16 protein-coding genes are annotated in these 14,425 nt (G+C 67.9%); 10 read left to right on the top strand and 6 right to left on the bottom strand.

All coding sequences use genetic code 11. The annotated features are described in order from the left end of the window. Positions 1-75: 75 nt before the first annotated feature. From FHG71_RS09685 to FHG71_RS09640, 10 genes are all read left to right on the top strand, one after another. Positions 76-822, top strand: a complete 747-nt coding sequence (locus FHG71_RS09685; RefSeq protein WP_139081426.1) for an RNA methyltransferase — start codon at positions 76-78, stop codon at positions 820-822. A 97-nt stretch (positions 823-919) separates the two neighbouring features. Beyond that, the gene (gene ctaA, locus FHG71_RS09680; RefSeq protein WP_139081425.1) at positions 920-2,059 is read left to right on the top strand and encodes a heme A synthase; all 1,140 of its coding nucleotides are present in this window, start codon (positions 920-922) and stop codon (positions 2,057-2,059) included. Beyond that, complete coding sequence (locus FHG71_RS09675; protein WP_139081424.1) at positions 2,060-3,529, top strand: carboxypeptidase M32; 1,470 nt, start codon at positions 2,060-2,062, stop codon at positions 3,527-3,529. A 9-nt stretch (positions 3,530-3,538) separates the two neighbouring features. Further along, positions 3,539-3,964 (top strand): PaaI family thioesterase, encoded by a 426-nt coding sequence (locus FHG71_RS09670; RefSeq protein WP_342777511.1) that lies wholly within the window; start codon positions 3,539-3,541, stop codon positions 3,962-3,964. A 133-nt stretch (positions 3,965-4,097) separates the two neighbouring features. Then, positions 4,098-4,559: a 50S ribosomal protein L13 gene (gene rplM, locus FHG71_RS09665; RefSeq protein WP_139081422.1), complete on the top strand. Its 462-nt coding sequence runs from the start codon at positions 4,098-4,100 to the stop codon at positions 4,557-4,559. 2 nt (positions 4,560-4,561) lie between these two features. Next, a complete protein-coding gene (rpsI, locus tag FHG71_RS09660; protein ID WP_139081421.1) occupies positions 4,562-5,056 on the top strand; it encodes a 30S ribosomal protein S9 in 495 nt (164 codons plus the stop codon). A 222-nt stretch (positions 5,057-5,278) separates the two neighbouring features. Beyond that, positions 5,279-6,169, top strand: coding sequence for an ABC transporter permease (locus tag FHG71_RS09655; RefSeq protein ID WP_139081420.1), 891 nt, complete (start codon positions 5,279-5,281; stop codon positions 6,167-6,169). Then, the gene (locus FHG71_RS09650) at positions 6,166-6,978 is read left to right on the top strand and encodes an ABC transporter permease (RefSeq protein WP_139081419.1); all 813 of its coding nucleotides are present in this window, start codon (positions 6,166-6,168) and stop codon (positions 6,976-6,978) included. The genes FHG71_RS09655 and FHG71_RS09650 overlap by 4 nt, the downstream gene beginning before the upstream one ends. Then, positions 6,975-8,078, top strand: coding sequence for an ABC transporter ATP-binding protein (locus tag FHG71_RS09645; protein WP_246045404.1), 1,104 nt, complete (start codon positions 6,975-6,977; stop codon positions 8,076-8,078). The genes FHG71_RS09650 and FHG71_RS09645 overlap by 4 nt, the downstream gene beginning before the upstream one ends. Positions 8,079-8,294: 216 nt before the next feature. Next, positions 8,295-9,044 (top strand): hypothetical protein, encoded by a 750-nt coding sequence (locus FHG71_RS09640; protein WP_139081418.1) that lies wholly within the window; start codon positions 8,295-8,297, stop codon positions 9,042-9,044. Between the two features lie 40 nt (positions 9,045-9,084). On the opposite strand, the gene FHG71_RS09635 is transcribed toward FHG71_RS09640, so the two are convergent. The 6 genes from FHG71_RS09635 to FHG71_RS09610 form a co-directional block, all read right to left on the bottom strand. Continuing rightward, complete coding sequence (locus FHG71_RS09635) at positions 9,085-9,702, bottom strand: TetR/AcrR family transcriptional regulator (RefSeq protein ID WP_139081417.1); 618 nt, start codon at positions 9,700-9,702, stop codon at positions 9,085-9,087. A gap of 1 nt (position 9,703) precedes the next feature. Further along, positions 9,704-10,585 (bottom strand): polyphosphate kinase 2, encoded by an 882-nt coding sequence (gene ppk2 / locus FHG71_RS09630; protein ID WP_139081416.1) that lies wholly within the window; start codon positions 10,583-10,585, stop codon positions 9,704-9,706. A gap of 46 nt (positions 10,586-10,631) precedes the next feature. Beyond that, positions 10,632-11,603, bottom strand: coding sequence for an alpha/beta fold hydrolase (locus FHG71_RS09625; protein ID WP_139081415.1), 972 nt, complete (start codon positions 11,601-11,603; stop codon positions 10,632-10,634). After that, entirely contained in the window at positions 11,600-12,529 is a 930-nt protein-coding gene (locus tag FHG71_RS09620; protein WP_139081414.1) for a homoserine O-succinyltransferase, read from the bottom strand. The genes FHG71_RS09625 and FHG71_RS09620 overlap by 4 nt, the downstream gene beginning before the upstream one ends. Before the next feature lie 74 nt (positions 12,530-12,603). Further along, the gene (locus FHG71_RS09615; protein WP_139081413.1) at positions 12,604-13,479 is read right to left on the bottom strand and encodes an ATP-binding protein; all 876 of its coding nucleotides are present in this window, start codon (positions 13,477-13,479) and stop codon (positions 12,604-12,606) included. Then, a complete protein-coding gene (locus FHG71_RS09610) occupies positions 13,476-14,381 on the bottom strand; it encodes a DMT family transporter (protein ID WP_246045403.1) in 906 nt (301 codons plus the stop codon). Before FHG71_RS09610 ends, FHG71_RS09615 begins: the two co-directional genes overlap by 4 nt. Positions 14,382-14,425 lie beyond the last annotated feature (44 nt).

The raw sequence follows: 14,425 nt of genomic DNA, 5'->3' as shown, positions 1-14,425 counted from the left end.
GTCCGGCCGCTTCTAGCCCCCCGGCGCGGCTTTGCAAGCTTGCCGGCGGGCGCGGCGGCCCTTAGGAGGCGTGCCATGCAAGGACCTGTCGAACCCGCCTTCCTCCTCGTGCGCCCGCAGATGGGCGAGAACGTGGGCGCCGCGGCGCGCGCCATGTGGAACTTCGGCCTGAGCCGGATGCGGCTCGTCGATCCGCGCGACGGCTGGCCCAACCCGCGCGCGGTGGCCATGGCCTCGGGGGCGGGGCGGGTGCTGGACGCGGCGCAGGTGTTCCCGGACCTCGCTGGCGCGGCGGGGGACTGCACCTATGTCTACGCCACCACCGCCCGGCCGCGCGACCTGACCAAGACGGTGTTCAGCCCCGAGGCCGCCGCGCGGGACATGGTCCGGCGGATCGGGGAGGGCGAGCGGGTCGCGGTGATGTTCGGACCCGAGCGCGCGGGCCTGGAGAACGAGGACGTCGCGCAGGCCAACGCCATCATCACCGTGGACGTGAACCCGGAGTTCCCGTCGCTGAACCTCGCGCAGTGCGTGCTGCTGGTCGCCTACGAATGGCGCCGGGCCACCCACGAGACGCCGGCGTTGCAGGAGGTGATGGCCGGGACCCAGAAGGCGAGCGTGCTGGAGGTGGACCATCTTGCCCGGCACTTCGAGGAGCGGCTGGAAGAGGCGGGCTTCTTCTTTCCCGACCACAAGGCCGAGAGCATGAAGCTGTCCCTGCGCAACCTGTGGAGCCGGATGCCGCTGACCGGGCAGGACGTGCAGACCCTTCACGGAATGCTGCGACAGATGGTCCGCTGGGCGCGCAAGCGGCCGGAATAGCGCCTATTTCGACGCGAATGCGCGGCGACTTGGGGGGCTCGGCCTTGAAGGGCCGTTCCCCGGCGTCTAGACCCGCGCCGACCGGAGAGGGACTTCCATGGCGACCAAGCCGCGCGCGATCTTCGAGGACGTGACCACCACCCAACGCCCCGCCGCGGTGGCGGGGGCCATCGACCGGGGGCGGCCCGACGCGCGAAGATGGGTGCGGCTGTGGCTTCTTGCCCTGTTCGCGCTGGTCGTCGTCATGATCGTGGTGGGCGGGCTGACGCGGCTCACCGACTCGGGGCTGTCGATCACGGAATGGGATCTCGTGACCGGGACGCTGCCGCCGCTGAGCGCCGCCCAATGGCAGAGCGAGTTCGACCTCTACCGCGCCTCGCCGCAGTACGAGCTGATGAACCGGGGCATGACGCTGCAGGAGTTCCAGTTCATCTACTGGTGGGAATGGGGGCACCGTTTCCTGGGTAGGGTGATCGGCCTCGTGTTCATCGCGGGCTTCCTGGGCTTCTGGCTGTCGCGGCGACTGGCGCCGGGCTGGGCGGGGCGCCTGCTGATCCTGGGCGGACTCATCGGGCTGCAGGGTGCCGTAGGCTGGTGGATGGTGCATTCGGGACTGCAGGAGGGGATGACCTCGGTTGCCTCCTATAGGCTGGCTACGCATCTGGGGCTCGCGTTCGTTATCCTCGGGCTGATTGTCTGGTACGCCAACCTCCTTTCGCGTCGCGAGACGGAGCTGCTGACTGCGCGGCGGCAGGCCGAGCCGCGGCTGTTCTCCATGTCCACGGGGCTCGTGCACCTCCTGTTCCTGCAGATCGTGCTGGGGGCGCTGGTGGCGGGGATCGACGCGGGCCGGGCCTATCCGACCTGGCCCGACATGGCGGGGGGCTTCCTGCCGCCCGACCCGCTGAGCCTCCAGCCCGTCTGGCGCAACTTCTTCGAGAACGCCGGGACCGTGCAGTTCATCCACCGCATGACAGGTTATCTCTTTGCGGTGTTTGCGCTCGTGGTCTGGCTGCGGGCATCGAAGTCACCGCACGCGAGCACCCGGCGGGCGTTCCATTACATGTTGGCCGCGATGGCGGTGCAGGTGGGCCTGGGCGTCTGGGCCGTGCTGTCGCAGGCGCAGCTTCACGTCGCGATCACTCATCAGGCGGTGGCCGTTCTGCTCTGGACTCTCGTGATCCGCGGGCGTTTCCTCGCGCGGCATCCGATTCCCGCCACCATCCGAGGCCGCTGAATGACTGCCTATGCCGAGCTCCTGTCCTTCCAGCGCGAGACCGAGGCCCTGGCGCAGGTCATGGGGCGGCTCGGCTGGGATCAGGAGACGGTGATGCCGCCGGGCTCGGCCGGGCAGCGAGCCGAGGAGATGGCGGCGCTGGAAGGCGTCCTTCACGCCCGCCGCACCGATCCGCGGGTCGGAGACTGGCTGGATGCGGCCAAGGCGCCCGACGAGGTCGGAACGGCCAACCTGCGCGAGATCCGACGGCGCTACGAGCGCAACAGGAAGGTGCCGGCGTCGCTGGCCTCCGAGATCGCCCGCGTGACGTCTCGCGCGCAGGGGATCTGGGCCGAGGCGCGGGCCAACGAGGACGTGGCGGGCTTCCTGCCGGTGCTGGAGCAGGTCGTGCGGCTGCGACGCGAGGAGGGGGCCGCACTCGCCCGGAATGGCGACCCTTATGACGCGCTTCTGAACGACTACGAGCCTGGGACGACCTCGGCTGAGATCGCCGCGATGTTCGGGGCGCTGCGGCCCCGTCTGGTGGCCTTGCGCGACAGGGTGATAGGGGCGCCCGAGGCGCCGCGGGTCACGGGCGCCTTTTCCGAGCAGGGGCAGCTTTGTCTGGCGAACGAGGTCGCCCGCGCCTTCGGCTACGACTTCTCAAAGGGGCGGCTCGACAAGGCTGTCCATCCTTTTTCGTCCGGCAGCGGTCAGGACGTGCGGATCACGACGCGCACGAACCCCGAGGACCCGTTCAACTGCATCTACTCGACGATCCACGAGGTGGGACATGCCACCTACGAGCAGGGCATCGACGGGCGGCACTTCCTGACCGTGCTGGGGCAGGGCGTTTCGCTGGGCGTCCACGAGAGCCAGAGCCGGATCTACGAGAACCAGCTCGGCCGGTCGCGGGCTTTCACGGGCTGGCTTTACGGCCGTATGCGGGACCTGTTCGGCGACTTCGGGATTGCGGACGAGGACAGCTTCTACCGTGCCGTGAACCGCGTTTCGGCAGGCTACATCCGTACCGAGTCGGACGAGGTGCAGTACAATCTCCACATCCTGATGCGCTTCGACCTGGAGCAGGCGCTCATGCGCGGGCAGGTCGAGGTGCGGGACCTGGAGGAAGCCTGGAACGAGCGGTTCCTGGCGGATTTCGGCGTGGCGGTGGACCGGCCCTCGAACGGGCTGCTGCAGGACGTCCACTGGTCGGCCGGGCTCTTCGGCTATTTTCCGACCTACAGCTTGGGCAACGTCTATGCGGGCTGCCTGCATCGGGCGCTGCGACGGGACGTGGCGGACCTCGACGCCCAACTGTCGCGCGGAGACGCCTCGGGCGCGGTGGGCTGGCTGCGCGAGCGGCTGCAGCGGCACGGAGGCCTGCGCGAGCCGCGGGCAACCGTGGCCCATGCCGCGGGCTTCGAGCCTTCGGAGGAGCCGCTCCTTGATGAGCTGGAGGCGAAGTACGGCGACCTTTACGGGCTCTGAATGGCGGGCATGGACATTCCGGCGCTCCAAGACTTCTTGGCGCGCGAGTTCCCGCAGGTCGCGGACGAGATCGCCGTGGAAACGCTGGACGGGCCGGTCGCCACTGTCCGGCTGCGAGTCTCCGAGAGGCACCTTCGGCCCGGCGGCACGCTGGGCGGTCCCGCGATGTTCCTTCTGGCCGACGTGGCGGCCTACTGCGCGATCCTGTCGCGCATTGGGCCACGGGCGCTGACGGTGACGACCAATGCGGGCATCGACTTCCTGAGGAAGCCCGCGGCAGGGCGCGACCTTCTCTGCCGGGCCGAGATCCTGAAGCTCGGGTGGACGCTCGTGGTGGTGGACACCCGTCTCTTCAGCGATGGCGAGGATACGGTGGTGGCGCGGGCCAACTTCACCTATTCGATCCCGCCAGCGCCGGGCCTTGGGGTATCTTGATACCTCATTATGCAAGTGATTGTTTTTGTTGGAAAGTAAGTTCCTGAAGCCAGTTGACCTGGGCGCGCGAATGCGTATAACCCCGGCATTCCGACGCGGGGTCTGCCCCGCCCCTCAACTCTGGGACACCCCGATGAAAACCTTTACCGCGACCCCCGCGGACATCGAGAAGAAGTGGATCCTGATCGACGCCGAGGGCGTCGTTCTGGGCCGCCTCGCCTCGATCGTCGCGATGCGCCTTCGTGGCAAGCACAAGCCCACCTTCACGCCGCACATGGACATGGGCGACAATGTCATCGTCATCAACGCCGACAAGGTGCAGCTGACGGGCGACAAGCGCGAAGAGAACTTCTACTGGCACACCGGCCACCCGGGCGGCATCAAGTCCCGCACCAAGGGCCAGATCCTGGATGGCAACCACCCCGAGCGCGTGGTCGAGAACGCCATCCGCCGGATGCTGCCCCGCAACCGCCTGTCGCGCCAGCAGCTCTCGCACCTGCGCGTCTTCGCGGGCGCCGAGCATGGCATGAACGCCCAGCAGCCCGAAGTCCTGGACGTGAAGTCCATGAACAAGAAGAACACGAGGACCGCGTAAAAATGGCCGATCAGATCAGGTCCTTCGACCAGCTCAGCCAAGCTGCCGTCGCGCCCGCCGCCCCCGAGGCGGCGCCCGCTCCGGCCCCGCGCGAGCCCGTGCGCGATGCGCTCGGCCGCGCCTATGCCACCGGCAAGCGCAAGGACGCCGTGGCCCGCGTCTGGGTCAAGCCCGGCACCGGCAAGGTGACCGTGAACGGCAAGGAGATGGGGGTCTACTTCGCCCGTCCCGTGCTCCAAATGATCCTGCGGCAGCCGTTCTCGGTGGCCGGCGTGACCGACCAGTTCGACGTGATGGCGACCGTCGCGGGCGGCGGCCTCTCGGGCCAGGCCGGCGCGGTCAAGCACGGCATCTCGAAGGCGCTCCAGCTCTTCGATCCGGCGCTGCGTCCCTCGCTCAAGGCCGCTGGCTTCCTGACCCGCGACGCCCGCGTGGTCGAGCGCAAGAAGTACGGCAAGCGCAAGGCGCGCCGGAGCTTCCAGTTCTCGAAGCGCTGATCCGGGCCCATCATCCGGTTCGACATCTGGAAGGCGCGGTCCACGGGATCGCGCCTTTTTCATTTGGGCCCAAGCGAACCAGCCCTTGGTGCCCCGTGCACCGCAGTGACGTTCCCCCTACACAACCTTGCGTGCATCGCGCGAGCGCAGGCACTTAGCCGTTGACCTTCCCGCTCGCTCGGACAACATCGCCCCGATCCCGAAGGAAGGCCTCCCCGCGTCATGGGCATTCTCGACACGTCCCCCCGGGTGCGCGCCGCGGCCCTCGTCGCGCCACCGTTCCTTTATGCCCTGGCGCTGCTCGCCTTCCCCCTTATCGCCATCATCGTCATCTCGTTCTGGACGCAGTCCGGGCTGGCGCTGAACCGGGTCTTCACGCTCGAGAACTATCGCGAGATCTTCTCGAGCCCCATCTATGTCTGGGGCAACGCGAATCGGTGGGGGGTGCTGCCGCTTTCCCTCTTCGTGTCGGCGACCGTGACGCTGGTCACCGTCGTGCTGGCCTATCCGATCGCCTACTTCGTGTCCTTCGTGGTGGCGCCCGAGCGCAAGGCGCTCTGGCTTTTCCTCATCACCATCCCGTTCTGGACCAGCTACCTGATCCGCGTGTTCCTGTGGAAGGTGATCCTGGGCTTCAACGGGGTGGTGAACACCGGGCTCCAGTCGCTCGGGGTCATTGAGGAGCCGCTGAGCGTCCTGCTCTACAACCTCAACTCGGTCATCATCACGCTGTCGCACGCCTATGCCGTCTTCGCGATCCTGCCCATCTACGTGGCGTTGGAGAAGATCGACCGCTCTCTCCTCGAAGCGTCGCAGGACCTAGGCGAAAGCCGCTTCTCTACCTTCCTGCGCGTGACGCTGCCCCTGTCGGTGCCAGGCATCGTCGGCGCGGTCCTCATCGTCTTCATCCCCACCATCGGCGACTACGTGACGCCCGAGCTGATGCTGGGCTCCGGCGGGCGGCTGATGTCCAACGTGATCCAGACCCAGTTCCTACAGCTCAACAACTGGCCGCTCGGCGCGGCGCTGTCGATTATCACCATGCTCGCCGTGGGAATCGTGAGCCTCGTCTTCATCCTCCTCAACCGCCGCTGGCTCAGAGGCCGGGCATGAAGAAGGGTTGGGGGCTCCGCGCCTACGCGGTCATCTATCTCGCGTTCCTCTACGCGCCGATCCTTCTCCTCCCGCTCTTCGCCTTCAACGACGCGGCGATCATCGCCTTCCCGCTGTCGGGCTTCTCCACCCGCTGGTTCGAGCAGCTCTGGACCACGCAGGCGCTGCACGACGCGCTGCAGAACTCGCTCATCATCGCGACGGTGACCGCGGTGCTTGCGACGACGCTGGGCGTCTGCGCGGCAAGGGCGGGGACCTTGGCCAACTTCCCGGGCAAGAGCGGCGCGCTTGGCTTCATCATGCTGCCGCTCGTGCTGCCCGAGATCGTCATCGCGGTCGCGCTCCTTATCGTCGTGCGTCAGGTCTTCGATCTGGAGCTCTCGAACCTGACGGTGATCGCGGCGCATACGGTGATCTGCATTCCCTTCTCGATCGCCATCCTCAACGGGGCGTTTCAGAACCTCGATCCCTCCTTCGAGGAGGCGGCCATGGACTTGGGTGAGACCCGTTGGGGCGCCTTCCGGCTTGTGATCCTGCCGCTGGTGTTTCCGGGAATCGTCTCGTCGCTGCTGATCTGCTTCATCATCTCGCTCGACGACTTCGTGATCGCGCAGTTCCTGACCGGCGCGAACCCCACCATGCCAGTCTACATCTACGGCCTGACCCGTTTCGTGGACGCGCTGCCGCTCATCATGGCGCTGGGAACGATCCTGGTGACGATCTCGATCACGCTCCTCGTCATTGCCGAATACTTCCGGCGCCGCGGCGTGGCCCGCGCCGGCCTCAAGGACTCCGGAGGGTTCCTGTGACCTATTCCCCCTCGGCCGCCCCGCTGATCCAGCTGCGCGACGTGCACAAGCACTACGGCGACTACCATGCGCTGCGCGGCATCGACCTCGAGATCAAGAAGGGCGAATTCTTCTCGCTTCTCGGCCCTTCGGGTTGCGGCAAGACCACGCTGCTGCGCACCATCGCGGGCTTCGAGGCGCCCTCTTCGGGGTCACTGACCATCGACGGACGCGACATGGCGGGGGTGGCCGCGAACCACCGGCCCACCAACATGGTGTTCCAGAGCTACGCCATCTTCCCGCATCTCTCGGTAGCCGAGAACGTGGGCTTCGGCCTTCGCCGCGATCCGCGCAGCAAGGCGGAGAAGGCCCGGGCCGTTGCCGAATCGCTGGAGATGGTGGGCCTGGGCGGCTACGGCGCGCGCGCGGCGCACGCGCTCTCGGGCGGGCAGAGACAGCGCGTGGCGCTGGCGCGGGCGCTTATCCTCAAGCCCAAGGTGCTTCTCCTCGACGAGCCGCTCTCGGCGCTCGACAAGAAGATGCGCGAGACGATGCAGGTGGAGCTCATCAAGCTGCAGCGCAACGTCGGCATCACCTTCATCCTGGTCACACATGACCAGGAGGAGGCGCTCATCATGTCCGATCGGATCGCCGTCATGTTCGAGGGCAACATCGCCCAGATGGCCGACCCGGAAACGATGTACCGCCGCCCGAACTCGCGCCGCGTAGCGGAATTCATCGGCAAGATGAACCTTCTGCCAGCCACCGCGGCGATGGAACGGAACCGGATCGTCGTGGACGTGGCGGGCCTGGGGCGCGGTGCCATCGAGCCCGACCAGGCACCGAGCGGCGTCCAGCCGGGGGCGACCACCGTCGGCATCAGGCCCGAGACGCTGAGTATCCTCTTCCCCGGCGAGACCACTGACCGTCGGCTGGCGGCGGGAACGGTGGACGAGGTCGTCTACTTCGGCGACATGACCTATTACGATGTCCGCATCCCCGGGGTGGAACAGCCGCTGACCATCTCCATGAAGAACCTCATCGGGCGGCCGGTGCTCGACGTGGGCGCGGTGACGCAGGTCGTCTGGGACGAGCGGTCGCTGGTCGTCCTCAGCCGCTGACCCGCTTGGTAGGGGCCGTGCGGAACGCACCGACAGGCGCGGCGTTCTCCGTCTGTCGGGCGCCCGCAGAAGCTTGCTGAGCCGGCCCCGACCCCAGGACCACTGGAACGGATGGTGCCGTTCGGGGGTTCACCTCGCGCAGGCCGCTCCCCTTCGCGGACGGTCTTGCACAGGCCCGCATGTGTCATCGGGTCTGCACATCCCGGAGGAGACCCGATGAAACTCGCATATGTCACCGCCTCGACGGCGGCCCTTCTGCTTTCGTCCACGGCGGTCTTCGCGCAGCAGGACCCCGCCCAGGAACTCAGCAACGTTTACATCGATGTCGGCGGCACGGCCGTGCAGGTGCCTGTCGCCCAAGCGGCCGAGGCCTGCGCCATGGACGAGGCGACCATCCAGCAGATCGCCCAGACCCGCCTGAGCGAGAGCGGGCTCGACCCGGCCGTAGTCTATGGCTTGGGGAACGAGACCGGGGCGGTGCCGACCGACACGGCGGACACGGGCGCCCCCCCGCTGGACGAGGTCGGCACGACGGGCGACACCGCCGACGCCGGTGGCACGATGGGCGCTGCTCCGGATGCCGCGACCGGCAGCGACATGGCCTCGGTCGATGCCGCAGGCACGGATGGCGCGGAGACGACCGGGACGGGCACGGACATGGCGACCGCCGACGCCACGGGCACGATCGACTCGACGACCGGAGCAGCGGGAACGACGGGCTCGACCGATATTACCGCCGATGCGAGCGGAACGACTGACGCGGCAGACGACGACCTCGCGAGCGGTGTCGAGAACATCGAGAGCACGGCCGCCGAGACCGCGACGGCAGGCGCCATGGACGACGCGATGCTGCAACTGTCCGTCTGCCAGCTCGACCAAGCGCGAGCGACCGAACTGGGCATCGACATGAGCGGCGCCGGCACCATGGGCACGACCGAACCGACGGACGCCACGGCCACTCCGTGACCCTGGTCTCGGGCGCGCGCGGGAACATCCCCCCGCGCGCTCACTCGTCCGGCGGCAGGAGACCCAGCCCGCGAAGGTAGACCCCGATCCCAGTCTCGAGCAGGTCCTCCGGCGGGAAAGGGCAGCGGGTGCCGGGCGCACTGCGCGCGAACAGCTCCACTACCCCATGAGACAATGCCCAGACATGGGCCCAGAACATCGCAGGCGGTGGTCGCTTCTCGGGCGGGATGTGCTGGCTTAGGTCGCGGGCGGCCTTTTCCATGATCTCCATCGATCGCCGCGCTGCCTGCGCCAACTCGGGCGTGCGCTGGGTCGAGATGCCGGATTCGAACATCGCCACGTAATGGCCGGGAAACTTCCGCGCGAAGGCGAGATAGGCCCGTCCCGTGGCCTCGAAGCTCGCCAGCGCCGAGGGTTGTCCCTTTTCCCAAGCGTGTTCTAGGAGGTCCGCGAACATCTCGTAGCCCTGGCGCGCGGCTTCGGCGATCAGGTCCTCGCGCCCCTCGAAATGGCGGTAGACGGCGGCCGGCGTCACGCCGGCCTCGCGTGCCGCCTCCGACAGCGTGAAGCCGGTGGGACCCTTTTCGGCGATGAGCCGGAGACAAGCCTCGACCAGCGCCTCGCGCAGGTTGCCGTGATGATAGCCACGCTTCAGCACCTCAGACGCCTCCGCCCGACGTCACGACCTCGGGCCCGCCAACGATCCGGGGGTCCAGCACGCCCACGGCGGTGGGGTCCTTTCGGGCGTAGGAGATGGGCGCGAGCACCGAGCGGATGAGATTGAGCCGCGTCCGTCGCTTGTCGTCGGCGCGCAGCACCGTCCAGGGGGCGCGGCCGGAATGGGTGCGGATCAGCGTCTCGGCAATGGCGGCCGAGTAGTCGTCCCAGCGCCGGAGGCCCTCGGCATCGATCCAGGACAGCTTCCACTGCTTAAGTGGATCGCGCTCGCGCGCGAGAAAGCGTTCGAGCTGAGTCGCCCGGCCGACGTTCAGCCAGAACTTGAACAGGTGGATGCCCTCGTTCACCAGCATCTCCTCGAAGGGGCCGACCTGCTCGAACCAGTGGGCACGGCTTTCAGGCGTGCAGAAGCCGAACACGTGCTCGACCACGCCGCGGTTGTACCAGGAGCGGTCGAAGAGCACGATCTCGCCGGCGGTGGGAAGCTGGGCGATGTAGCGCTGGAAGTACCACTGGCCCGCCTCGATCTCGGTGGGCTTCTGGAGCGCCACCACGCGGGCGCCACGCGGGTTGAGGTTCTCGCTGAAGGCTTTGATCGCGCCGCCCTTGCCGGCCGCGTCGCGCCCCTCGAAGACGACGGCCACACGCGCGCCAGACTCCTTTACCCAGGCCTGGAAGCGGACCAGCTCCACCTGCAGGGCCTGCATCTGCGTTTCGTAATCCTTGCGCTTCATCTTCTCGGGATAGGGATAGCGCGGGTTGAGCACATCGTCCTCGTCCGCGAGATCGATCCGGTGACGGACCTCCTCGGGCGCCTCGTCGCGGAAGTAGCGGCTGATCGCCCCGTCGAGTGGCAGGTCCATGGGATCGTCCTCCTTCCCCGTAACTATGGGGGGCCGGAGCGGGCGTTCAACCACGCAGGGTGGCTCGGACGCAGGCGCGGTCGATGGCAGCCACCACCGCCTCGGGCCGGGAATGATGGGGCATGTGGCCCACGCCGGGCAGCAGCACAAGATTCGCGCTCGGCACGAGGCGCGACAGGGGCACCGAATGAATCGTGGGCGGAACGATGATGTCGGCTTCGCCGTGCACGATCTCGACCGGCATGGAGAGGCTCGCGTAGTGCCGGGACATCTCCAGGACGGCCACGCGGAGGCAGACGACCTGACGGGCGTTGGCTCGGATCGAGCCGCGGCGCAGCGTCAGTCCGACGCCGATGCGCGAGGCATAGTCGGGCGGAACCGGGTCGGGGTCGAAGATCGCGGCCAGCGCCATGTCGGCGGCCCGCTGCGGCGCGAAGGCGGCCAACAAGGGTGGCAGCAGCGCCCCGCCGGCGATCGAGCCGTTGATCCGGTAAATGCGGTCGAGCGTACCGGGCCAGGGCATGGAGACGCCCGAGACGTCCACCACAGCGGATATTCCTTCCGGGTCGGCCAGGGCCCAAGCCAGCGCCACGGCTCCACCCAGCGAATGACCCATGACGATGGGCTGCCTGAGCCCGAGCTGCCTCGCCGCGGCCAGAAGGAGCATCGCCTGTTCCTGAGGCGTTTCGCCTTCGCGGCTCCAGACCCGGTCGAGACCTGGCCGCGCACGGTCGGTGTAGCCCAACCGCGGGCGGTCGAAGACGGTGACGCGATAACGATCCGTCAGCCGGTCCACGAGCCCCATCGTCATGTCGCGCGCGTTGCCCGAAGCGCCATGGATCAGGACGAGGTCGGGACCGCAGCCGCGCACCACCACATGGACGCGCCGACCATCCACGTCGAGCATCTCGCCCTCGGGCGGGAAGGCGGCCCCTGCGGCACGCTCGCGGCGAGCGGCGCGGACCTCCGTCACCGCCACGCCGCCTGTGGCCAAGCCCAGCGCGGCCCAGCCGATCATGCCGCCTTCGCGCCGATCTCGGCCAGGTCGTAGGGCGTCGTTTGATAGATTTCGTTGATCCAGTTGCCGTAGAGGAGATGCGCGTGGCTTCTCCAGCGGTTCGAGGGCGCGCGGGAGGGATCGTCGTCGGGATAGTAGTCGCGCGGCAGCCGGATCTTCGCGCCCGCCTCGACGTCGCGGTCGTACTCCTGCTTGAGCGTGTCGCTGTCGTATTCGAGGTGGTTGAAGATGTAGAGGGCGCGCTGGCCCTCGTCCTCGACCAGGCAGGGCCCGACCTCATCGGAGTGCAGAAGGGTCCGGAGGCCCGCCGCCTCCATCTCCGTGCGCTTCATCTCGGTCCAGCGGCTGACCGGCACGAGCAGGTCGTCCGAGAAGCCGCGCAGGAAGGGGGAGGCCGGCTCGGTCGCGCGGTGGCGGAACAGCCCGAAGGCCTTGTCCTCCAGCATGTGTTTCTGCACGCCATGGAAGTGGTAGGCCATGGCCATCCCGCCCCAGCAGACGCCGAAGGTGGAATGGACATGGGTCTGCGTCCAGTCGAAGACCTGTTGCAGCTCGTCCCAGTACGTGACCTCCTCGAAGGGCAGGTGCTCCACCGGTGCGCCAGTGACGATCAGGCCGTCGAGCTTCTCGCCCGACTCTGCGACCTCGGCGAAGGGACGGTAGAACTGCTCCATGTGCTCGGAGGCGGTGGTCTTGGTCTGGTGCTCGGTCATGCGAATGAGCGACAGCTCGATCTGGAGCGGGGTCGAGCCCACGAGACGCGCGAACTGCGTTTCGGTCTGGATCTTCTTGGGCATGAGGTTGAGAAGCCCGATGCGCAGCGGCCGGATGTCCTGCCGCGCGGCCCGGGACTCGGACATGACCATGACCCCTTCACGGGTAAGGACGTCGAAGGCGGGCAGGTCGGCGGGCAGCTTGATGGGCATCGGGAAAACCTCGGGAAAGCCGGGAACTTAGGTAAAAGCGCGGGAACCCGCAAGGGCCCCCTCGGGCATGGCCGCTATGCCGCGCCGCGCATTCGCTCCCGCATCGCGCCGGCCACCACCTCGACGAAGGCCGCTTCGTCGTTGACGCGGGCCATGTCCTCGGCCCTGACGGTGATCCCCCAGTTTCGCGCCATCGCCGCATAGAGCGGCTGCCGGTGGGCGAGCGCTGCGGCATAGGTGAAGCGAATGAAGTCGTCGGGGTCCACCTGGTCCTCGGCCACACCCTTGAGGTCGAGATAGGCCTGCCATTGAGCCAGGAGAAAGTCGGGCCGATAGCACATCGGCTTCGGGGCCTTGTCGAAGCGGCGCACGAGCTCGGCGGTGTGGGCCTCGGAGCCCTCGATCCAGACCATCAGGCAGCGCGAGGCCAGAGCCGTCAGGACCGGGTCGCGCGGGTCCTCGGGGTCCACCCATTCGCAGATCGATCCCCCGGTGTCGCAAATGAAATGGGGGTAGCCGTAGAGCGCCTCGGCCCGGTCGATGAAGCGGCCAGTGTCGAGGAGGGCCGCGACCTCCGCCTCGCGGAACTCGGCCTGCCGGCGCTGGTACTCGGCGAAGGGGAGGCCTCCCCGGGCCGGGTCGCCGGGCTTGCCCAGGTATGTCGAGACCGGGTCCAGGTTGTCGAAGGTGATGTTCGACCCGATGTAGATCGAGTCCGACAGCAGCAGCTCGCGCAGGAAGGGGACCTTCATGGCCTCGCGCTTGGCGTTGTCGGCGATCAGCTCGCCCATGTAGCGGGTGCCGATCCGGTAGTCGACCGAGTAGTGGAACCAGCCACCCGCGCCGCGCAGGCACTTGGCGACATGGGTCTTACCCAGGCCCGACATCCCGAACAGCAGCACGTGCCGCTTCGTGGCGCGCAGCCACTCCTCCGCGTTGGCGTAGATCATCCCGCCGTCGTCCCCGTTTCGTCGGGCCGCCGGAACAGCCGCCCGTCCAGTATGATGAGCCCCAGCGCCAGGAGCGCGAAGCCGCCGAAGGCGCGCAGGGGAAGGCTTTCGTCCAGCACCACGGCGCCGAGGAGGATCGCCACCGGAGGAACCAGCATCGTTACAACTGAGGTGTTCCCGGCGCCCACGCGGCGAAGGAGCCGATAGAAGAGCAGATAGGCCAGCGCCGAGGCCATGAGCGCGAGATAGGCGAGCGCGGCCCAGGTGGGCCAGGACCAGGCGCGGTCGGGCATCCCGTCGAGGAACAGAGCCGCCGGAACCATGATGAGGGAGGAGGCCGTCAGCATTCCGGCTGCCGCGACCTCGGGCGCGATGCCCTGGGTCGCCACGCGGGCGAAGGCGCCCGAGACGGCGTAGCTCAGTGCCGCGCCGAGAATGGCGAGCTGCGCGAGCGAGGTGAGGTCGAAGCTGCCCAGCGCCGAGGGTCCGATCACCGCGACGACGCCGAGGAAGCCCAGGCCCACGCCCAGCGCCTTGCGCGCGGTCAGCCGCTCGTCCCGGAACACGAGCGCCGCGACCAGCACGCCCAAGATCGCCGTCGAGGCATTCAGGATCGCCGCCAGCCCCGATTCGATGTTGAGCTGCCCCCAGGTGATGAGGCTGAAGGGCAGGGCGTTGTTGAGAATACCCATCACGAGGAAGGCACCCCAGACGCGCGGCTCGCGCGGGATGGAAAGGCCGCGCGCCCGCACCACGGCCCAGAGAACGAGGCCCGCGCCCAGGACGCGCATGGCCACGGTGGTGGCCACTCCCGCCTCTTCCAGCGCCACGTGATTCGACAGGAAGGACCCGCCCCAGATGGAGCCCAGCAGGGCCATCTCGACCCATGCGGCGGCGGTCATGCTCTTCTGCTCGATCATGGCCGCTCAATCACCGCAAAGCGCCG

It is taken from the genome of Rubellimicrobium roseum (assembly GCF_006152145.1).
Classification (GTDB): Bacteria; Pseudomonadota; Alphaproteobacteria; order Rhodobacterales; family Rhodobacteraceae; genus Rubellimicrobium; species Rubellimicrobium roseum.
Note: the sequence above shows the minus strand (reverse complement) of the source record. Positions and strands in the feature narration are given on the sequence as shown.